Below are 20,694 nucleotides of genomic sequence, written 5' to 3' on the forward strand. Positions count from 1 at the left end.
CGCGGGAATGAAGGAGGCCGGTTTGCGTGGTGCCTTGTTAGGCTTGATCTTGTTGATCGTTTTGTTCGGCGCGGGCGGGCGTACATTGTGGCTCTGGCTCGACCGGCCTATCGAGCGAGTCTCCATCGCTGGTGATCTGCACTACGTTTCGGCGGCCTACTTGCAGCGCAATCTCGCCCCCTTGGTCAGCGGTGAGACCTGGTTATCCATCGACCTCGACCAGGTGCGCGACAAGGCGCGCGATATCGATTGGATGTCGGAAGTAAAAGTTTCGCGAGAATGGCCGGATGCCCTACGCTTCGAGCTGTTCGAACAAACGCCAGTTGCACACTGGAACGACGACAAGCTGCTCAATACGCATGGAGAGCCTTTCTCGCCGGGTCCGGTCGATGACTTCGATGAACCTTTGCCCGATCTGGCGGGCCCCGAGGGCAGTGGGCCTGAAGTGCTGGCGTACCTTGACTCGTTGCTACGCCGTCTGAAGACCTTGGACTTGCGTGTAACGCAATTACGATTGGAGGATCGTGGCGCTTGGCGTTTTCAGGTTAATGACAGTGTATGGGTTATCCTGGGGCGTGCCGATCTCGAATCTCGTCTAGCGCGTTTTACTGCGGCCTGGCAACGACAGTTGGGGACGCAGGCGTCGCAAATTCGCTACATTGATTTACGTTATCCCAATGGTGTTTCCGTCGCTTGGCATGGACAGACAGAAATAGATGCGACAGAGTAACGGCGCAGTTGCCTTTTTCGGCGCCAGGCCACGAAATCCGGGCGATGGGGGTTTCCCTTTTCGAAAAAATCACCGTATTCTGAGGCCGATTTCATTTGTTGGGTGGTGATATAAAGTCACATGTTACTATAATTACCCCAACGCGTTTTTATAGATCGATAAATTTCAAACCCAGTGCAGTTCGAGGAGTGACCCCGACCTATGGTAGGACAATCCAATGCTTCCAACATGGTGGTCGGGCTGGATATCGGAACGTCCAAGGTAGTGGCTATCGTCGGCCAGCCTTCCGATGATGGAAGCATCGAGATCGCAGGTATTGGCTCGCACCCCTCGCGCGGTATGAAAAAAGGGGTCGTCATCAATATCGAGTCGACCGTGCAGTCGATTCAGCGTGCCGTCGAGGAAGCTGAGTTGATGGCTGGTTGCGATATTCACTCGGTGTATGTTGGCGTGGCGGGTAGTCATATCAGCTCGATGAATTCCGACGGTGTCGTGGCTATCAAGGAGCGGGAAGTAACACCCTCGGATATCGATCGTGTCATCGATTCGGCACGCGCACGTGCTATTTCCGAAGGACAGCGTATTCTTCATGTGTTGCCCCAAGAATTCGCCATCGACAACCAGGAAGGTATCCGTGAGCCCATGGGGATGTCGGGTGTGCGTCTCGAGGCGCGGGTTCACTTGGTCACGGCGGCATTGAATGCCGTGCAGAACATTGAAAAATGCGTGCGGCGCTGCGGTCTGGAAGTCGATGACATCATTCTGGAGCAGCTGGCCTCCAGTCATGCGGTATTGACTGAGGACGAACGCGAGCTGGGCGTTTGCATGGTGGATATTGGTGGCGGTACCACCGATATCGCCGTGTTTACCGAGGGGGCCATACGCCATACGGCGGTGATTCCCATCGCGGGTGACCAGGTGACCAACGACATTGCCATGGCATTGCGCACACCAACGCAATACGCGGAAGATATCAAGGTCAAATACGCTTGCGCGCTTACCCAGCTCGCAAGCAGCGACGAAATGATCAAGGTTCCCAGCGTGGGAGACAGGCCGGCACGGGATTTGTCTCGCCAGGCATTGGCTGAAGTAGTCGAACCGCGCTATGAAGAATTGTTTACATTGGTGCGCGAAGAATTGCGGCGTAGCGGCTACGAAGACCTCGTGGCGGCCGGGGTGGTTCTAACCGGCGGTACGTCGCGCATGGAGGGTGTCGTCGAGCTAGCCGAAGAAATCTTTCACATGCCCGTGCGCATTGCTTATCCCCAAAACGTTCGCGGCCTCGCCGATGTCGTTCGTAACCCGATTTATTCGACGGGAGTGGGTTTGCTACTCTACGGTATGAATGATGCCAAACGTAATGCCGTCGTGTCGGCTCAGCCCCGTAGAGAAGAGGCTCATACCCGACGTGGACAAAGGCAGGAACGCTCGGGGTTGGAAAGGATCAAAAGCTGGTTTAAAGGAAATTTCTGAGAGGGCCGCACAAGTAGCGGTCACAGGAGACGGGGCTTATGTTCGAACTGGTAGATAACGCACCTTCTAGCAGCGCGGTTATCAAGGTGATTGGCGTCGGTGGTGGCGGTGGCAATGCCGTCAACCACATGGTTGAAAGCAACATCGAAGGCGTCGAGTTCATCTGTGCCAATACCGACGCTCAGGCGCTCAAACGCGTCGCTGCCAAGACCGTTCTTCAGCTCGGCAGCGACATCACCAAAGGGTTGGGGGCTGGAGCCAGTCCCGAAGTTGGTCGTCAAGCGGCGACGGAAGACCGTGAACGGATCGCCGAGCTGCTGCAAGGCGCCGACATGGTGTTCATCACGGCCGGCATGGGCGGTGGTACCGGTACCGGCGGCGCGCCTATCGTGGCACAGGTCGCCAAGGAACTGGGTATTCTGACCGTGGCGGTGGTGACACGCCCGTTCCCCTTCGAGGGGCCCAAGCGTATGCGGGCTGCCGAAGAGGGGATGGAGGCGCTGTCCGAGTATGTCGACTCGCTGATTACTATCCCCAACGAAAAGCTGCTCGCAGTGCTCGGCAAGAACGCCAGCCTGCTGTCGGCATTCAGCGCCGCCAACGACGTGCTGCTGGGTGCGGTTCAGGGGATCGCTGAGCTGATTACTAGTCCTGGCATCATCAACGTCGACTTTGCCGACGTGCGCACCGTGATGTCCGAGATGGGCATGGCGATGATGGGGACCGGCGCGGCCACTGGCGAGAACCGTGCACGTGAAGCTGCCGAAAAGGCCATCCGCAGTCCCTTGCTGGAAGATATCGACCTGCATGGCGCGCGCGGGATCCTGGTCAACATCACGGCGGGGCCGGACCTATCCATCGGCGAGTTCAACGATGTCGGGGCTACCGTGCAGGAATTCGCTTCCCAGGACGCGACGATCGTGGTCGGGACTTCCATCGATATGGAGTTGTCCGACGAGTTACGCGTCACCGTGGTGGCCGCGGGTCTCGAGGGTCTCAAGGAAAAAGCGACAGTCGCCACACCGCAGCGTGAGACGGTTGCGGCGGCACGCAGTGCCGAATCGCCCGATTATCGCAAGCTGCAGCAGCCAACGGTCATGCGTCAGCAGGCTGCCAAGGAGCAGGATGAGTCGGCTAAGTCCCGGCAGGAGTCGCGCCGTAAGTCGCAAGAGCTCGACGACTACCTGGATATCCCGGCGTTCTTGCGCCGTCAGGCCGATTGATCGGACGACATGCTGGGCGCACAGGCGTGGCCAGGCGACATTTTTTTGTTGAAACGTTCGTTCGGTGTTATAGTGAACAGCGTTTCATAACGATTTCCAAGCTTGGCTTACGCCCATGATTAGACAACGTACATTAAAGAATACCATCCGTGCCACTGGTGTCGGTTTGCACTCAGGTGAAAAGGTCTACCTGACGTTGCGCCCCGCGCCGGTCAATACTGGCGTCGTCTTCGTACGTACCGATCTCGATCCAGTGGTGCAGATTGCCGCCAACGCTGAATACGTCACCGACACGACGCTTTGTACTGCGCTTTCACGTGACGGCGTCAAGGTGGCGACGGTGGAACATCTGATGTCGGCGTTTGCTGGGTTGGGGATCGACAATGTCTTCGTCGAGCTCAGTGCTCCGGAAGTGCCCATCATGGATGGCAGTGCCGGACCGTTCGTCTTCTTGATTCAGTCGGCGGGCATCGCTGAACAAGGGGCGGCCAAGAAGTTCATCCGTATCAAACGGGAGCTCGTGGTTGAAGAAGATGACAAGGAAGCGCGCTTCTTGCCGCATAACGGCTTTAAAGTAGCGTTTGCCATCGACTTCGATCATCCGGTCTTTGCGCACCAGAAACAGACAGCAAGCGTCGACTTCTCGACGACTTCGTTCGTGAAGGAAGTTTCCCGCGCACGTACTTTCGGGTTCATGCGTGATCTCGAGTTTCTGCGCGCTCAGAATCTGGCGCTCGGAGGAAGCCTGGATAATGCCATCGTCGTCGATGATTACCGTATCGTGAACGAGGGTGGTTTGCGCTACGAAGATGAGTTCGTCAAGCATAAGGTACTCGACGCTATTGGCGATCTGTATCAGCTAGGACATAGCCTTATCGGTGAGTTCCGTGGCGTTAAATCTGGCCATGGATTGAACAACAAGCTATGTCGCGCCTTGATGGCTCAGCAGGATGCCTGGGAAATCGTGACCTTTGAAGACGAGACGCAAGCTGCGCCTATCTCGTACGCAGCGCCAGCATTGGTTTGATAGTCGCGCCGTTTGTAAGATTAGCCGTTTTTAAGATTAGGTGTAAGACCAAGCTTTTATTGACGCCGACTGATAGGTCGGCGTTTTTTATTAGGGTGACGCGGCTGGCTAGGCGTCGTTCGGGGCATGGGAAGCCAGGCGAGCCAGGGCTTTTTTCAGCTTGGGGTCTGCAGTGTCATCGGCGCATGCCTTGAGATGTTGTGCAGCCTCGGTTGAAAGCGCGCGTGGCTGATAAGCGGGTGCCTTGAGAGGGTGTACGGGGCGGACCTTGAAGTTGAGCGCGAGTACGGCTTCAAATTCGGGGAGTTGACGCAGCAATGTTAGGAGACGTTGGCGTTCATAGCGTAGCCACGTCAACCATACGGCACCATCGGTGATGAGGGTCAGAGCACCTTCCCGGTAGCCCCCGACGTAGACGTGTTCGGCGATTTCGACAGGAAGCCCGGCACGCAGGTGCTGTTGGGCCCGTTGCAGCAGTTTCGCCATACGTACCACCGACCCCAGCTCGCCGGAACCGTCGATGAGATGGTGGATGGACTGTGCTCGGAAACGCTTAGCCTTTATACTCATGGGCTTGCCCGCGCGAAGGAAAGCAGAATGTCTGCGCAATCTACCATGAGCCGGAGCTCGTCGATAGCATGACCAGCGCTACGCACCATAGCTCAACGCCGCCGCGTCGCGTCCGCACGCGCCATCGTGCGCAATGGTGGCTTGCCGGTCTGTTGGTCGGGTGCCTATTGCCGGCAGGGTTGATGCACCCCGACGCGTTACGTATCGCTGGGCGGTTGACGCAGATCTGTCTGATGGCGCCGGAAGCCATTCGTGCCCAATCGCGTCGTGTGGTGCGGCGCAAGCGCTTGTTGGGCACTGGACGTCGTCGTCCAAGGTCTTCTCGCCTGTGGCGTTTGCCCCAGCGTTTCTATCATGTGTTGAGCGTGGGGTTGGATGTCATCTCGCGCCGAGGTCCACCACACAGTGTCTCGTTCCGAGATATCGGGTGGCTAACCGCCTGATATCGACGTCGGCACCGCGTCGATGCGGGCCGATATGACGTTTTAGGCACTTTTGTATTTCAGGATCTCACATGCTCAATACCATTGTACGTAAGCTTGTCGGCTCGAAGAACGAGCGTGAAGTCAAACGCATGCGCAAGGCCAGTGAAGCCATTAATGCGCTGGAGCCCACTTTCGAGTCTCTCGATGATGCCTCGCTGTCGGCAAAGACCAGCGAATTCCGCAAGCGTCTGGAGTCCGGCGAATCCATTGACAAGATACTTCCCGAAGCTTTCGCCGTCGTGCGCGAGGCGAGTAAGCGCGTGATGGGAATGCGTCATTTCGATGTGCAGATGGTCGGCGGGATGACGCTGCACGAAGGGCGCATCGCCGAGATGAAAACCGGCGAGGGCAAGACCCTGGTCGGTACTCTGTCGGTCTATCTCAATGCGTTGCCGGGGAAGGGCGTGCACGTAGTGACGGTCAACGACTATCTGGCGGGCCGCGATGCCGAGTGGATGCGCCCTCTCTACGAGTTTCTCGACCTCAGCGTGGGGACGATCTATTCCGGCCAGGCTTCGCCCCAGAAGCGTGAAGCCTACGCCTGCGATATCACCTATGGGACCAACAACGAATTCGGGTTCGACTATCTCCGCGATAACATGGCGTTTTCGCTGGATGACAAGGTTCAGCGCGAGCTGCACTACGCGATCATCGATGAAGTCGACTCGATTCTCATCGACGAGGCGCGCACACCGCTGATCATTTCCGGCCCGGTCGAAGAAAACGTCGAGCTTTATCGGCGTATCAATCAGCTATCCCTGGGGCTCGAGGAGTGCAGCGACGAAGAGGACCCGACCAGTGGGGACTTCATTCTCGATGAGAAACAAAAGCAGGTGGAACTGACGGAAACCGGCCACCAGAAGCTGGAAGGGATATTGAGAGAGACGGAGCTTCTGGGTGCGGACGACTCGTTGTACTCGGCGCAGAATCTGGGGCTTCTACAGCATGTGCATTCGGCGTTGCGTGCTCGCCATCTCTATCATCGCGACGTCGATTACATCATCAACAACGATGAAGTAGTCATCGTCGATGAGCATACCGGACGTAGCATGCCAGGTCGCCGCTGGTCCGAGGGTCTGCACCAAGCGGTCGAGGCCAAGGAAGGCGTGACAATTCAGAAAGAGAGTCAAACACTGGCCTCGACGACCTTCCAGAATTACTTTCGCCTGTATGACAAGCTGTCGGGGATGACGGGGACCGCCGATACCGAGGCCTTCGAGTTTCGTCAGATCTACGGGCTGGATGTCATGGTGATTCCCACCAACCGCCCGTTGGTGCGCGTGGACCATAATGATTCGGTCTACATGAGCAGTGAGGAGAAATTCGAAGCCATCATCGATGATGTCAAGACGCAACGCGAAGCGGGGCGTCCCGTCTTGGTGGGCACGGCGTCGATCGAAACCTCCGAATACCTCGCCCAACTGATGCGGCAGTATCAGGTGCCGCACAATGTGCTTAACGCCAAGCAGCACCAGAGCGAAGCGGAAATCATCGCCCAGGCGGGACAGCCTGGTGCCGTGACCATCGCTACCAATATGGCCGGGCGTGGTACCGATATCGTGCTGGGCGGTAACTGGGAAGCTGAAGCGGCGGCTCTCGATGATCCTTCCGAAGATCAGGTCGCGTCACTCAAGGCGGCATGGCAGGAACGCCACGATGCTGTACTGGCTGCGGGCGGTCTTCACGTAATTGGCTCCGAGCGCCACGAATCGCGGCGCATCGACAATCAGCTGCGCGGACGCTCCGGCCGTCAGGGCGATCCAGGGTCGACACGCTTCTTCCTCTCGTTGGAAGACAATCTCATGCGGTTGTTCGGCTCCGATCGCGTGCAGCGGATGATGAATGCCTTGGGCCTGGAGCGCGGCGAGGCGATCGAGCACAAGATGGTGTCCAATGCTGTCGAGCGTGCCCAGAAAAAGGTCGAGGGTCGCAATTTCGATATCCGCAAGCAGTTGCTGGAATACGACGACGTTTCCAACGATCAGCGCCGCGTCGTTTATCAGCAGCGCGATGAAGTGCTTGCTACCGATGATCTCTCGTCCAATATCGCTGAGATTCGTGAGCAGGTCTTGTCCGAGGCCATTACCAGTTATGTGCCGGCGCAGAGTCTGCCCGAACAGTGGGATCTTGCCGGGTTGCAGGACTATCTCAAGCAGGAGTTCAATCTCGACGTGCCCTTGGTGCAATGGGCAGAAGAAGACGAACACTTCCATGAAGACCTGCTGCGTGAACGTCTGCACGACCAGCATCGCGGTCTCTTTGCCAGCAAGGCCGAGGCAGTGGGACCGGAGCTGATGCGCCGCTTCGAAAAGCAGGTCATGTTGCAAGTGCTCGACACGCGCTGGAAGGAACACCTGCAACACATGGATCATCTGCGCCGCGGGATCCATCTGCGTGGGTATGCACAGAAGAATCCCAAGCAGGAATACAAGCGTGAAGCCTTTGAGCTCTTCCAGTCGTTATTGGCCAACATCAAGCACGATGTCATTCGCATCCTGAGTCATGTGCAAGTACGGCGTCAGGAGGAAGTCGATGAGATGGAACGTGAGCGGCGTGCCACGCTGGAGCGCGAACGCGCGATCAGCCAGCCGGTGCATGAAGATGCCGTGGCCTCCGCCGAGGCAGTGGCCGTCGAAGGCGAGGAACGTACTGGCGACGAAGAGGATGGACAGCCGGTACGTCGCGAAGGCCCCAAGGTGGGCCGCAACGACCCGTGCCCTTGCGGCTCCGGCAAGAAATACAAGCATTGCCACGGTCAGTTGAACTGAGCTCAAGGCAAGCGTGGCGTGAGGAGAGGCAATATGGCGGTGGGGGACGCGAGTTTTCCGGCGATGCCGGCCATCGAAGGTATTCGCCTGGGAACGGCGATGGCAGGTATCAAAGCAGCGGAGCGCCGTGATCTGGTGGTGGTCGAGTTGCCCGAGGCAACGACGCTGGCGGCGGCGTTTACCCGCAACGCATTTTGCGCGGCACCGGTTCATTTGGCTCGACGTCATCTCGAGACGGAAAAGCCGCGTTATCTGCTGATCAATACCGGTAATGCCAATGCCGGTACGGGTGAGCAAGGCATGCATGATGCCGAGACGAGTTGCCAGGCACTGGGCGAGCTGGCGGATGTCGCCGCACAGTCCGTCTTGCCGTTTTCGACCGGTGTGATCGGCGAGTCGCTGCCGGTGAGTCGGCTATGCGATGCCTTGCCGGAGGCGCTTGCCGTGTTGTCGGCGGATGCCTGGCAGACGGCAGCCGAAGGCATTCTGACGACGGATACGCGTGCCAAAGGGGCCACGGCGTGTATCGAGATCGACGGCCAAATGGTGACGATCAACGGCATTGCCAAGGGCTCGGGCATGATCAAGCCTGACATGGCCACGATGCTGAGCTTCGTTTTCACCGACGCTGCTATCGACGACGAGCGCCTGCAAGTACTATTGCGGCGAGCCGTCGATGACTCTTTCAACTGCATCACCGTGGACTCGGATACCTCGACCAACGATGCCTGTACATTGGCGGCCACCGGACGCGGTGCTCGCATCGATACCGACGAGCGCGAGTCGCGCTTTGCTGCGGCGTTGACCGAGGTGCTGGTAGAATTGGCGCAGGCCATCATCCGTGATGCCGAGGGCGCGACCAAGTTCGTAACCCTCGAAGTCGAAGGGGCGATGGCGCGGCAGGAAGCGTTGGACGTTGCCTTTACCGTGGCGCATTCGCCGTTGGTGAAAACAGCGCTTTATGCCAGTGATGCCAATTGGGGACGCATTTTGGCGGCGGTCGGGCGTGCTCCGGTACCCGATCTGGATGTGTCGCGTATCGCTATCGACCTCGGTAGTGTGGCGCTCGTCGAGCGAGGCGGTCGCGCGGCTTCGTATACCGAGGAGGCGGGAAGCGCGGTCATGGCCGAGTCCGAGATCACGATTCGCATCCATCTGGGACGCGGAGATACCGCGGCGACGGTCTGGACGTCAGACTTGTCACACGATTATGTCTCCATCAATGCCGACTACCGTAGTTGAGTGCGAGTCGTAAAGTACGGCTAGCCGAGTGCGGATGGCAGCAGCGATAAGCGGGCCGTCTTCGGTCCGCGGATCATGAACAGTCAGTCAAGGTGAAATGACCAACATGGTGAAGAGAAGGGTACACGTAGCGGCGGCTGCCATCATTCGCGAGGATGGTCACGTGCTGCTGGCACGCCGTCCCTCGATCGTCGATCAGGGGGGGCTATGGGAATTTCCCGGGGGCAAGTTGGCACCCTACGAAACCGGTTTCGAAGCGCTCACGCGTGAGCTCCGTGAAGAGCTGGGCGTCGAGATCCTGCGCGCTCAACCACTCATTCGCGTTCACCATGAATATGCCGACAAACGCATTTTGCTCGATGTCTGGCAGGTGCATGAGTTCGAGGGCGAGCCCTTTGGGCGCGAAGGCCAAGCGGTGCGCTGGGTACCGCAGAACGAGCTGCACAATTACCCGTTCCCGGAGGCCAATCACCCGATCTTGCGTGCGGTGTGCTTGCCGCACGAGTATTTGATCAGTGACGAAGAAGCCGACGACACGGTATTTCTCGACAAGCTCGAGCGCGCCTTGCGCGACGATCATGTGTGCCTGGTGCAACTGCGTGCCAAGACGCTGGATGAAAGCGCGTATATAAAGCGTGCCGAGCAAGTGCTGGCGCTTTGTCGTCGCTACGAGGCACGCTTGATGCTCAATGGCGACCCCGCACTGCTCGACAGCATCGATGCCGATGGTATCCATCTGCCCAGTCGTGCCTTGATGGCACTCAAACATCGCCCTATTGCACATGACAAGTGGCTGGGGGCCTCGACGCATGATCCTCAACAGCTTGAACAGGCTGCTGCAATTGGCTGCGATTTCGTGACTTTTTCGCCGGTGCGCGTGACCCCTAGCCATCCTGACTCTGCGCCAGTCGGCTGGCACGATTTTCAGCAGCTGGTGGAGACGGCGGGGATGCCGGTTTATGCGCTAGGCGGGGTCACCCGAGACGATATCGATCAGGCGCGTGCAGTGGGCGCCCAGGGGATCGCGACGATTCGCGACCTTTGGAAGTAACGCGCTCGTCGCAACAGCGCGGTATCGCATACCAACGGCTCGCCATTTTGGCGGGCCGTTGGCGTTCATGTCTCATTGGCGTGGTTCGCCGCGCTCCAGGTCGTCGATCAAGCGGTCGAGATCGGTTTCGTCCATGGCGGGCTCACCCGCAATGCGGTGGGATTCATCGGCCCAGGCGCCTAGATCGAGCAAGCGGCAGCGCTTCGAGCAGAAGGGGCGATAAGGGTTGTCGGCTGTCCAGGCGACCTTGGTGCGGCACTGGGGGCAAGCGACTTCAAGGGGGCGGTCTTGGGATGTCTCCGTCATGCTAAAGCGAGTGCTCCTGATGGGTGCCATCGAATAGTTGCCGGTAACGCGCGTCGAGCTTGGCGACCTGCGCTTTCAGCGCCGTCATGTCACCATGATTCTCGATCACATCGTCGGCAAGCGCCAGCCGCTCTTGGCGGGGCATCTGTGCCGCGAGGATAGCATGTGCCTGGCTTTCGCTCACTTCATCGCGTGCTTGAGTGCGCGCTACCTGAAGCGTTTCGGGTACATCGATGACCAGGCGGCGGTCGACCAGCGAGACTTGATCCGTCTCGAACAGCAGCGGCGACACGAGTAGCCCATAGGGGGCGTCGTCCTGGCGTATCGCCGTGAGACGCTCGCGTAATCGCTGGCGGATGCGTGGATGCGTGACGCTTTCCAGCCACTGACGCTCGCCATCATCGGCGAAGACAATGTCGCGCAAGGCACGGCGTTGCAACTCGCCGTGCGCGTCGAGAAGCGAGTTTCCATAACGTGCCACGATGTCGTCCAGCGCGGGTTCGCCGGGCGCGACGATATCGCGTGCCACGAGGTCGGCATCGACCCAGGGAATCCCCAGTTCGGCGAACATGGCGGCGACGGTGGACTTGCCCGAGGCGATGCCACCGGTTACGCCGATGATGGGAGCGGCGGATATCATGGCAAATTCCTCATAAGCCGGTCCAGGCGCGTAGTGGGGCGCCGAAGAGTACCGCGATCCAACCGGCGAGGGCGAGAAAGGGACCGAAGGGGAGTGGCATGCCGCGCAAGCGTGACAGCGAGAGCTGCAACATCCCCCCGATGATCGCACCCAGCCCGGCGGAGAGCATCAGTAGCATCGGCAGCATCGTCCAGCCGAGCCAGGCACCCAGCGCCGCCAGCAGCTTGAAATCACCGTAGCCCATGCCTTCCTTTTTGGTCAGCCACTTGAACAGCCAGTAGAAGCTCCACAGCAGCACATAACCGGCCATTGCGCCGACAACGGCATTCTCGAGCATATAAGGCTGAAAGAAGAGCTGATAAAGCAGGCCGGCCCAGAGCAAAGGCAGTGTGATGATATCGGGGAGCAACTGGGTGCGCAGATCGATGACGGCCAGAACCAGCAACGCCAGGCACAGTCCGCTCCAGGCCAGCGCTGCCCAGGTGGCGCCATGCACGATGATGACGCTCGCCATCAACAAGCCCGCCATCAGTTCGATCAACGGATATTGCACGCTGATACGTGCCTGGCAGTGCGCGCAGCGGCCACGGCGCTTGAACCAGCCAATGAGAGGCAGGTTGTCGTGCCAGGCGATGGGCTGGCGGCAGCTCGGACATTGCGAGCGTGGCGTGCACAGGTTGTAGCGCGCTACCTCTTCCGCGGGTAGCGCCAGCGCATCGCGGGATTCCTGACGCCATTGCTGCATCAGCATTACCGGCAGACGTACGATCACGACATTGAGAAAACTGCCCAGCAAGGTACCGAGGACGAACGCCATGATGGCCAGCCACGGTAAAGGAATATCGGCGAGCAACGTGCCACTCCTGCAACGAACGCGCCCGGCGAAATGCCGGGGCGGATGAATGAGAAACGTACCAATGTCTGAGGTCTGTCTAGATTGCCGACCCCATCTCGAAGATCGGCAGGTACATCGACACCACGAGACCGCCGACCAGCACGCCCAGCACCACGATGATGAAGGGTTCGAGCAACGATGTCAGGGCGTCGACCTTGGTGTCGACGTCTTCCTCGTAGAAATCCGCCACCTTGTTGAGCATCGCGTCCAGTGCGCCGGATTCTTCGCCGACCCCGATCATCTGCACGGCCAGGTTGGGAAAGCGCCCGGTGGCGCGCATGGCGAAGTTGAGTTGCTGGCCGCTGGCGACGTGTTCACGCACCTCGTTGATGGCACGCTGGTAGATACGGTTGCCGGTCGAGCCTGCTGCGGTATGCAGCGATTCGACCAGGGGCACTCCGGCGCTGAAGGTCGTCGCCAAGGTTCGCGAGAAACGCGCTACCGACGACTTGTCGAGGATATCGCCGATCACCGGTAGGCGCAGTATCAGCCCATCGATGTGATAGGCGAAGCGCGGCGAGCGCCGTATGCCGAGACGTATCAGCAAGCCGGCAGCGATGAAGGCGCCAAGCACGTGTGGCCAATAGGCCTGGACCCACGTCGAGAGATGGATGGTCAATTGCGTGAAGGCGGGTAAATCGGCGCCGAAGCCGCGAAACAAACTCTCGAATTGCGGTACGACCTTGACTAGCAGCAGGGCGGTCACCCCCATGCCCACGAGCACGACGGCGGCGGGATAATAAAGCGCCTTGCGCACGCGGGACCGCAGCGAGTCGATCTTTTCCTTATAGCTGGCGACGCGCTCCAGCATGCGATCCAGCGAGCCGGATTGCTCGCCGGCTTCGACCATGTTGACGAACATGCGATCGAAATGCTGTGGATGCTGCGAGAGTGCTTCGGAGAAGCTGGCGCCGGCCGAGACTTCATTCATCAGTATCTCGATGAGATGGTGCATGGCGGGGCGCTTGAGGCTTTCCGAGACCACGCTGAACGCCTGTAGCAAGGGAATACCGGCACGGATCATGGTCGCCATCTGGCGCGCGAACAAGGTGATGTCCTGCGGGCGTATGCGACCCAGCCCGAAAGGGCTGCGCACGCGCTGAATCCGCTTGACGAGGATGTTCTGACGCCCGAGTTCCTGACGTACGCCCATTTCGTCCGCAGCGACCAGTTCACCTTGAATGGTTTCACCGCGTGAGTTCTTGCCCTTCCACCGCCAGCGGTGCAGGACGACGCGCCGAGGTGCCTTGCTGCGTGATGCTACCGCCATGTCGTTGTCCTCATGTCACTTGACCGGATCGCTCATTCCAGCACCACGCGATTGATCTCCTCGAGACTAGTAATGCCTGCGAGTACTTTGCTCAGACCGCTGCGCCGCAGATCGGGATGGCCTTCTTGACGGGCCAGTTCACCGAGTTCCAATGAATTGCCGTCGGCCATGATCAGTTTGCTCATGGCCTCGCTGACGGGGAGTACTTCATAGAGACCGACGCGCCCTTTGTAGCCGTGGGTGCATTGCGTACAGCCCGTGGCGCGATAGCAGGTCGCGGTCTCGATTTCGTCTGTCGTGAAGCCCGCCTCAAGGAAGAGTTGCCGAGGAAGCTCGACAGGTGACTTGCAGTGGGGGCACAACTGACGCAACAGGCGCTGGGCGACGATCAGCGTCACCGAGCTTGCAATGTTGTAGGCCGCCACGCCCATGTTGCGCAGTCGCGTCAGGGTTTCGGCCGCTGAGTTGGTGTGTAGCGTCGACAGTACCAGGTGGCCGGTCTGCGCGGCCTTGACGGAGATCTCTGCGGTTTCCAGGTCGCGGACCTCACCGACCATCACGACATCGGGGTCCTGGCGCAGGAAGGCGCGCAGTGCGCTGGCGAAATCCAGCCCGATCTTGGGCAGCACATTGACTTGGTTGATGCCATCCAGCTTGAGCTCGACGGGGTCCTCGGCGGTGGCGATGTTGCGCGCGTCGGTATTGAGAATGTTGAGCCCGGTATACAGAGTCACGGTCTTGCCGCTGCCGGTAGGACCGGTGGCGAGTATCATCCCCTGCGGCTGCGCGAGCGCGTGTTCGAACAACGCCTTTTGCGATTCGCTGAAGCCTAGTGCATCGATTCCCAGGCGTGTAGCGCCGGCATCCAGCAAGCGCAGCACGATTTTCTCGCCGTGGACGGTGGGTAGCGTGCTGACGCGGAAGTCGATGGTACGAGAGGCCGAGACACGCAGTTTGATGGCGCCATCCTGCGGCAAACGACGCTCGGAGATATCCAGACGCGACATGACCTTGAGACGTGCCGAAAGACGGGCGCGCAAATTGAACGGCGGCCGCGCCACTTCGACCAGGATGCCATCGATACGAAAGCGGATGCGGAAGGTCGACTCATAAGGCTCGAAGTGAATGTCCGAGGCACCACGCCGCGCGGCATCGAGCATCATCTTGTGCACGAAGCGCACCACCGGGGCATCGTCGTCATCGGTGTCGAGCCCTTCATTGAGAGGCTCTACATCGTCGAGGTCGAGCGTCTCGAGCGCTTCGCTGGCATCGTCGAGGGCCTCGAGCATACCGTGCGTCTCGCGTTGGACGAGATACCGCTCGATGGCCGGCTGCAACTGATCGGCGGCCACCAGCACGCCCTCGGCGGTGAGGCCGGTAGTGAATTGCAGTTCATCGAGTTTGGACAGCGTCGAGGGGTAGGGGATCGCCACACTGATATGGCGCTCGCCACGCGCTAGCGGCAAGATCCCGAGACGGCGGATCAGTGTGTCGGACAGCCCCTCGCCGATGGGCAGGCGCTCGGTACTGATGGCTTCCAGATCGACGAACGGCAGGCCATATTCCCATGCGGAACTCTGGGTGGCCTCGCGCGCGGCAACCCAGCGTTGCTCGATGACATACTCGAGCACTGACTGATGCGTATCGTGCACGGCCTCCATGGCATGCTGTGCCTTGGATTCCTCGATCAGGCCTTCCGTGACCAGGCGTGCGGCGAGCCCTTTCAAAAGCGGCCTGCCGGAGGCGGGAGGATACGATGATGAAGACGAGTGCATAAGCGTTTCGACACCAAAAGGAGCGACCAGATGGGGCGGCCGATACCCCGTAATTTCTCGCATTCTACCCCATGCATGACCGCTTTAGTGACCTTGGGCATGAGATATCTAGTCAATTAGTTTTTTCATGTAATCGACCGAAATCGGGAAAACTTTAATCTCGATTATCTTGCCAGCATGATAAGTGTAATTTAATGTAACATCGTGGGCGGCTGCCTCGCGGAGAGCCGGCAGGGGCGGCACATCGCTGGAGCGTCCGCAACGCGTCATCATCCGCCCCGTCGGGCTCGCCAAAAAGGCGAACAACAGGGCATTCAACAAGGGGGTACAGGAGAACTCAATGGAACATCAACAACGCGGTTTTACACTCATCGAACTCATGATCGTCGTCGCGATCATCGGCATCCTCGCCGCCATCGCCATCCCGCAGTATCAGAACTACGTCGCGCGTTCGGAAGTCAGCTCTGCACTCGCGACCCTCAAGTCACTGCAAACGCCGGCGGAACTGGCGGTTCAGGAGGGCGACACGCCCTCGGCAGCCTCCGATCTTGGTCTTTCGGATAGTGCAGTTCAGAATGGTAAAATTACGGTTGATCAGTTCGGTGACGACAAAAAGCAACCGAAACTGACCTTTAAGTTTGATGATGAAGGAAATTTCTCCAACGAAACTTTGACGCTTGAGCGCCAAGACGATGGAGGGTGGGAATGTACTGCATCGAAAGGTATTAGCGACGATGTCGTGCCTGATAGCTGTGTTGCCAATAGCTAAGGTGTGACCAAGCGACTTTCTAACAAGCAAAAGGCCGGCAGTCGCCGGCCTTTTAGATTCTCTCGTATCCCTTTCGTTCTTCTTCCTTCCCTCTTCCTTCTTAAAACTTCCAGCTTCCAGCTTAAACCTTCAGTACAACGCCTTCCCTTCGTCGACGACTTCCTTCAACACTTCCAGAAACAGTCGGTCGGCTTCCGAGTGCTCGCTAGGGTCTTCGGGAATATGCACGCTGGTATTGTCCGAGATTTCGTTGGCAATGGTGGCCCACATCTGTTGACTGTCACCGTCGGTGTAATGGGCGCGGGCGATGCTGAGCGATTGCTCGAGAATCGCCGGATCCTGCAGCAGTTTCTTGATGAATTCACGCAGCTCGTTGATGATCCGGACTTTCTGCATTTCAGACGCGGAACTCATGGGGGCTTTCTCCGTATGGCCGTGTGGCCGTGTGGCGCATGCGGGAACGCGTGCCGTGCATTCACGGCGTCGCGAATCGACGCGCAGGGCAATGTTGCGGACGATAGCATATCCTCGCGGTGGACGGCAGTAGGCCGTCACGGTGACGGGACGGCCGCGAGTGGAGACGCGCGAGTAGAGAAACGACCGTGCACCCTTTATAGTAGCGCCCGTTTATAACGATGCGCCGCTTTATCGTGCCAGCGTGGATCATGGGACGTCGGCGACGCAGGGGCGAGGAGGAAGGCTGGTGGCGGTGATACACCCACGCATCAAGCGCAGCCTGGTAGTGTCCGCGCCGGTGGTCAGGATTCTGGCGGTATTGCTGGGCGTGCTGGCGATCTTGATGATCGTGCCGCTCGGCGTGCTGACCCTGGAGAATGACCCCGACCGCATTGCCTTCGCGCTGTCGATCGCCATCGTGGCGGGTGCTGCATGCCTTATGTGGTTGGTCACGCATGGCATCGAGATTCTGCTGCGTCCGCGTCAGATGTTCATTCTTACGACCTTGAGCTGGGTGCTGGTGAGTGCCGGGGCTAGCCTGCCGTTGATTCTGGGGGCGCCGCAACTGTCCTTCGCTGATGCCGTCTTCGAGTCCGTCTCGGCGATCACCACCACCGGGTCGACGGTGCTGGTGGGCATCGACGGTCTCTCCGACGGCCTTAAATTGTGGCGCGGCTTGATGCAGTGGCTGGGTGGTATCGGCATCATCGTCATGGCGATCGCTATCCTGCCGTTTCTCAAGGTTGGCGGCATGCGTTTGTTTCAAACCGAGTCGTCGGACTGGTCCGACAAGGTGCTGCCACGCGCTGGCGGTATCGCCAAGGCGAGTGGCGCCATCTACCTGGGCGGAACCTTGCTGGCAATGCTGACGTACTACCTGGCGGGCATGACGCCGCTGGATGCCGTCGTGCATGCCATGAGCTCCATGGCCACCGGAGGCTTTGCCAACTCGGATGCGTCCTTCGGGGTCTATCATGAGCGTCCGCTGATTCTGTGGTTGGCCTCGTTCTTCATGCTGTGCGGCGCGCTGCCGTTCGTGCTGTTCATTCGCGCGTTGCGCGATACGCCGAATGTCCTGTGGCGGGACCAGCAGGTGCGAGGGCTGATGGGGCTGTTGGCGGTGGTGATACTGGGATTGACCGCGTATCGCGTCGCCGGGGGTGTGCCGTTCTTCGAAGCGCTGACCCAAGTCGCCTTCAACGTCATCTCGGTGGTCACCACCACCGGCTATGCCTCCGACGACTACACTCAATGGGGGCCGCTGGTCGTCGCTGCGTTCTTTTATCTGACCTTCGTTGGCGGCTGTAGCGGGTCCACGAGTGGCGGCATGAAAATATTCCGCTTTCAGATCGGCGCCATCATGCTGTTCACCCAGCTGCGCCATCTCGTGCATGCTCAGGGGATCTTCGCGCAACGCTATAATGGCAACCCGCTGAGCGACGAAGTCGTGCGCGGGGTCATCGCGTTTTCCTTCTTTTTCTTTCTGACGATTGCAGGTCTGGCGCTGGGACTAGCGCTGCTGGGGCTTGACCTGGTGACGGCGCTTTCGGGGGCGGCCACCGCCGTCTCCAACGTCGGCCCTGGCCTGGGGCCGGTCATCGGACCGGCGGGTAATTTCGCGTCGCTGCCCGACGCCGCCAAGTGGCTCTTGAGTCTGGGCATGTTGATGGGGCGCCTTGAAATCCTCACCGTGCTGGTGCTGTTGACGCCCACGTTCTGGCGGAAGTGACGCGTCAGGCGTCTTCCTCGATATATCCGGCGCGGTTGAGAATGGGGTTGGCGTATTGGCGTAGCCACCAATGACGCAGGTGATCGGGTACCGTGGCCAGGCGTGCTTCGAAGCGTGCACGGTCGGCATCGGTGACCTCGCTCAAGTCGACCAGTTCCGGTGCCAGCCCCGTGGCCTCTAGCGCGAGTTGGTGGCTGGGGAACATATGGTAGTGAGCCAGTACCTGGTGATCGATTTCCTCGGTGATAGCTTCCGGGCTCGCGAAATCACTTCTCAGGGGCGTGCCGAAGGTCAGGCGGATACGGCCCTTGTGGCCTGTGATGCCGGCGACGATGGATTGAATATCCTCGAATTCGACTTTGTCGTAACGGCCCTCCGTATGACGGGCGTACAACTCGCGTGCCTTCTGCAGATCGCAGGGGTCGTATTCGTAGCTGATGGACACCGGCACGAGGCGTAGCTCGGATACTGCGGCACCAATATCGGCCTCGCCGCCGTCCATGCGCTGGGCCATGCCCAGCATCTTGACGATAGCGGTATCGGCGCAGTCGATACCGTCCTTGGCGCGCCCTTCGCGCTCGGCGATCCAGATCGAGTGATTATCCGTGGTGATCGAATGGCGGATATAGCGCGATAACGTCTGATACGCCTGCAGCATCGCTCGCTTGCCCTTGGCCGAACGCGGCACGATGAAACTCTTGTTGAGACGCATCAGGTCATTGACGAATGGCTTTTGTAGTAGATTGTCGCCAATCGCGATGCGTACGGTATTGCGTCCTTTCTGGTAGAGCGCGTAATTGACGAACGCCGGGTCCATGGCGATATCGCGATGATTGCCGATGAATAGATAGGCCTTGTCGGCGTCGAGGTGCTCGAGCCCTTCGATCTCGAAGGCATCCGTGGTGGTGGCGATCATTCGCGCCATATAGCGGGCGATGCGTTGCTGAAAGGCGGCGACGCTCTCGATGTTGCGCATTTCGTGTTGTAGCCCTAGACGCGCGATGAAACGCGCCACGGGGGGCGCGTAACGCGCCAGCCGGGGGAGGCGAAAGTGCGTGATCGCATCGAGCAGTTCGTCGCAATGGGCCAGACGGTCGAGTACCGTCGCCACCTCATCGTCTTGATAAGGACGAATGGCGTCGAAATCTTGGGGAGCGGATTGGGGAGTCGGTGCGTGCGTCATGATGTAGGCGCTGCCGGGTCGGCTTCGCCGCCCAGCCATTCGATGAGTTGTTCGATGAATCCAGAGAGCACTTGGGCCATGAGAGCGAAGTCCGTTTCCAGGCGTAGCGTGGGGTCGTCATCGCCTTCTTGTTGAGCGGCTTCGTCGAGCACGGCGTCGGCGAAGCGCAGCGATTTGAGTGTCAGGTCGTCGTGCAAGACCAGCGATAGCTGATCTTCGACATCCAGCGCCAAGCGGCTAGCCTGACGCCCACTGGCGAGCACACTTTGCACTTCTTCGCCGTCGAGGTCGATGCCTCGTGCACGCCACACGCCATCGTCGCCATTGGCGTCCTTGAGTTCGACCTGATCGCCCAGCTGCAGCCCTTCGGGACGCGAAGCGATATCCGCGAGCCAGGCGGTCATGCTGCGCGAGGGCAGTTGGCGCACGGCCAGCGGCGTGACCTTCAACGAGCCCAGCGACTGACGCAGCAGGTCGAGAGCATCCTCGGCGCGGGCGCGGCTGGCGCAATTGACGGCGATGAGGCCACGACGAGTATCCCACCATATATCAATGCGCTGGCTACGCGTGAAGGCGCGTGGCAGAAATTCCTCCACGACCTGTTCCTTGAGTGCCTGGCGCTCGCGGCGTGGCAATGGGCGACCTTCGGCAGCCTCGCGCTCGGCGGCGCGTTCTTCTACTTCCTCGCGGACTACCGAGGCTGGTAGCAGGCGTTCTTGGCGCAGCAGTGAAAGCAGGCGATGGCCCTGGATCTCATGGGCGAGCTGTTGACCGTGCCGCCCCGCAGGGCGTTGCCAGCCGAGGCGCTTGCCTTCACTCGGCGACACTGGACGAAAGGCGAAGGCCTCCAGAGCCGATTCGAGTGTCTCGAGCGCGATGGGTGTCGTGTCGTGCAGGCGGTAGAGATGCAAGTGCTTGAACCACATGAGCCTATTCCGTCACAAAGGGGCTCATTATGGCGAAACGCCAAGGCGGGTGCCACTCCCCAGTCGGATGCACGTATCAGCGGTATATGAAAAGGCGTGTTTTGCTCGCGCTCGTGCGGAGCGAGCGATTGCATTGACCAAGCCTGCCGCATTGCCATGTGAAATGGTATGATGGC

At 59.4% G+C, this 20,694-nt stretch carries 19 protein-coding genes; 10 read left to right on the forward strand and 9 right to left on the reverse strand.

Annotated elements, in window-relative coordinates; all coding sequences use genetic code 11:
- Window positions 1-7: 7 nt before the first annotated feature.
- The 4 genes from OP495_RS00420 to lpxC all read left to right on the forward strand — a co-directional run bounded on the left by OP495_RS00420 (window position 8) and on the right by lpxC (window position 4,453).
- Window positions 8-730, forward strand: a complete 723-nt coding sequence (locus OP495_RS00420) for a cell division protein FtsQ/DivIB (RefSeq protein WP_280562293.1) — start codon at window positions 8-10, stop codon at window positions 728-730.
- A 201-nt stretch (window positions 731-931) separates the two neighbouring features.
- A complete protein-coding gene (gene ftsA / locus OP495_RS00425) occupies window positions 932-2,203 on the forward strand; it encodes a cell division protein FtsA (protein WP_280562291.1) in 1,272 nt (423 codons plus the stop codon).
- Between the two features lie 38 nt (window positions 2,204-2,241).
- Window positions 2,242-3,426 carry a cell division protein FtsZ gene (gene ftsZ / locus OP495_RS00430; protein ID WP_280562290.1) on the forward strand — a complete coding sequence of 395 codons (1,185 nt, stop codon included), beginning with the start codon at window positions 2,242-2,244 and terminating at the stop codon, window positions 3,424-3,426.
- Window positions 3,427-3,541: 115 nt separating this feature from the next.
- Entirely contained in the window at window positions 3,542-4,453 is a 912-nt protein-coding gene (gene lpxC, locus OP495_RS00435) for a UDP-3-O-acyl-N-acetylglucosamine deacetylase (RefSeq protein WP_280562289.1), read from the forward strand.
- Window positions 4,454-4,561: 108 nt separating this feature from the next.
- Here the strand turns inward: lpxC and OP495_RS00440 are convergent, their stop codons facing one another.
- Entirely contained in the window at window positions 4,562-5,023 is a 462-nt protein-coding gene (locus OP495_RS00440; protein WP_280562288.1) for a DciA family protein, read from the reverse strand.
- Window positions 5,024-5,091: 68 nt separating this feature from the next.
- On the opposite strand from OP495_RS00440, the gene OP495_RS00445 reads away from it, so the two are divergent.
- The 4 genes from OP495_RS00445 to OP495_RS00460 all read left to right on the forward strand — a co-directional run bounded on the left by OP495_RS00445 (window position 5,092) and on the right by OP495_RS00460 (window position 10,569).
- Entirely contained in the window at window positions 5,092-5,466 is a 375-nt protein-coding gene (locus OP495_RS00445; protein ID WP_280562287.1) for a hypothetical protein, read from the forward strand.
- A 71-nt stretch (window positions 5,467-5,537) separates the two neighbouring features.
- Window positions 5,538-8,276, forward strand: a complete 2,739-nt coding sequence (gene secA / locus OP495_RS00450) for a preprotein translocase subunit SecA (protein ID WP_280562286.1) — start codon at window positions 5,538-5,540, stop codon at window positions 8,274-8,276.
- A 33-nt stretch (window positions 8,277-8,309) separates the two neighbouring features.
- Entirely contained in the window at window positions 8,310-9,518 is a 1,209-nt protein-coding gene (argJ, locus tag OP495_RS00455) for a bifunctional glutamate N-acetyltransferase/amino-acid acetyltransferase ArgJ (RefSeq protein WP_280566471.1), read from the forward strand.
- 106 nt (window positions 9,519-9,624) lie between these two features.
- On the forward strand, window positions 9,625-10,569 hold the full coding sequence (locus OP495_RS00460) for a Nudix family hydrolase (RefSeq protein ID WP_280566474.1): 945 nt from the start codon (window positions 9,625-9,627) through the stop codon (window positions 10,567-10,569).
- Window positions 10,570-10,641: 72 nt separating this feature from the next.
- Here the strand turns inward: OP495_RS00460 and yacG are convergent, their stop codons facing one another.
- The 5 genes from yacG to pilB form a co-directional block, all read right to left on the reverse strand.
- Window positions 10,642-10,875, reverse strand: a complete 234-nt coding sequence (gene yacG, locus OP495_RS00465) for a DNA gyrase inhibitor YacG (RefSeq protein WP_040241746.1) — start codon at window positions 10,873-10,875, stop codon at window positions 10,642-10,644.
- Between the two features lies 1 nt (window position 10,876).
- Window positions 10,877-11,515 carry a dephospho-CoA kinase gene (coaE, locus tag OP495_RS00470; protein WP_280562283.1) on the reverse strand — a complete coding sequence of 213 codons (639 nt, stop codon included), beginning with the start codon at window positions 11,513-11,515 and terminating at the stop codon, window positions 10,877-10,879.
- A gap of 10 nt (window positions 11,516-11,525) precedes the next feature.
- Window positions 11,526-12,368: an A24 family peptidase gene (locus tag OP495_RS00475; protein WP_280562282.1), complete on the reverse strand. Its 843-nt coding sequence runs from the start codon at window positions 12,366-12,368 to the stop codon at window positions 11,526-11,528.
- A 79-nt stretch (window positions 12,369-12,447) separates the two neighbouring features.
- Window positions 12,448-13,680 (reverse strand): type II secretion system F family protein, encoded by a 1,233-nt coding sequence (locus tag OP495_RS00480; RefSeq protein WP_280566476.1) that lies wholly within the window; start codon window positions 13,678-13,680, stop codon window positions 12,448-12,450.
- 32 nt (window positions 13,681-13,712) lie between these two features.
- Window positions 13,713-15,455 (reverse strand): type IV-A pilus assembly ATPase PilB, encoded by a 1,743-nt coding sequence (gene pilB, locus OP495_RS00485; protein ID WP_280566478.1) that lies wholly within the window; start codon window positions 15,453-15,455, stop codon window positions 13,713-13,715.
- Between the two features lie 340 nt (window positions 15,456-15,795).
- Between pilB and OP495_RS00490 the strand changes: the two genes are divergently transcribed.
- A complete protein-coding gene (locus OP495_RS00490) occupies window positions 15,796-16,224 on the forward strand; it encodes a pilin (RefSeq protein ID WP_280566480.1) in 429 nt (142 codons plus the stop codon).
- Between the two features lie 129 nt (window positions 16,225-16,353).
- On the opposite strand, the gene OP495_RS00495 is transcribed toward OP495_RS00490, so the two are convergent.
- Window positions 16,354-16,638 (reverse strand): hypothetical protein, encoded by a 285-nt coding sequence (locus tag OP495_RS00495; protein WP_280566483.1) that lies wholly within the window; start codon window positions 16,636-16,638, stop codon window positions 16,354-16,356.
- Window positions 16,639-16,933: 295 nt separating this feature from the next.
- Here OP495_RS00495 and OP495_RS00500 point away from each other — a divergent pair, with 295 nt between their 5' ends.
- A complete protein-coding gene (locus OP495_RS00500; protein ID WP_280562387.1) occupies window positions 16,934-18,409 on the forward strand; it encodes a TrkH family potassium uptake protein in 1,476 nt (491 codons plus the stop codon).
- Window positions 18,410-18,413: 4 nt separating this feature from the next.
- Here the strand turns inward: OP495_RS00500 and OP495_RS00505 are convergent, their stop codons facing one another.
- Together OP495_RS00505 and OP495_RS00510 are read right to left on the reverse strand one after the other, a co-directional pair.
- The gene (locus OP495_RS00505; RefSeq protein WP_280566485.1) at window positions 18,414-19,592 is read right to left on the reverse strand and encodes a 1-acyl-sn-glycerol-3-phosphate acyltransferase; all 1,179 of its coding nucleotides are present in this window, start codon (window positions 19,590-19,592) and stop codon (window positions 18,414-18,416) included.
- Window positions 19,589-20,518: a recombination-associated protein RdgC gene (locus OP495_RS00510; protein WP_280562276.1), complete on the reverse strand. Its 930-nt coding sequence runs from the start codon at window positions 20,516-20,518 to the stop codon at window positions 19,589-19,591. The genes OP495_RS00505 and OP495_RS00510 overlap by 4 nt, the downstream gene beginning before the upstream one ends.
- Window positions 20,519-20,694 lie beyond the last annotated feature (176 nt).

The organism is Chromohalobacter sp. 296-RDG, assembly GCF_029889885.1.
Lineage (GTDB): Bacteria > Pseudomonadota > Gammaproteobacteria > Pseudomonadales > Halomonadaceae > Chromohalobacter.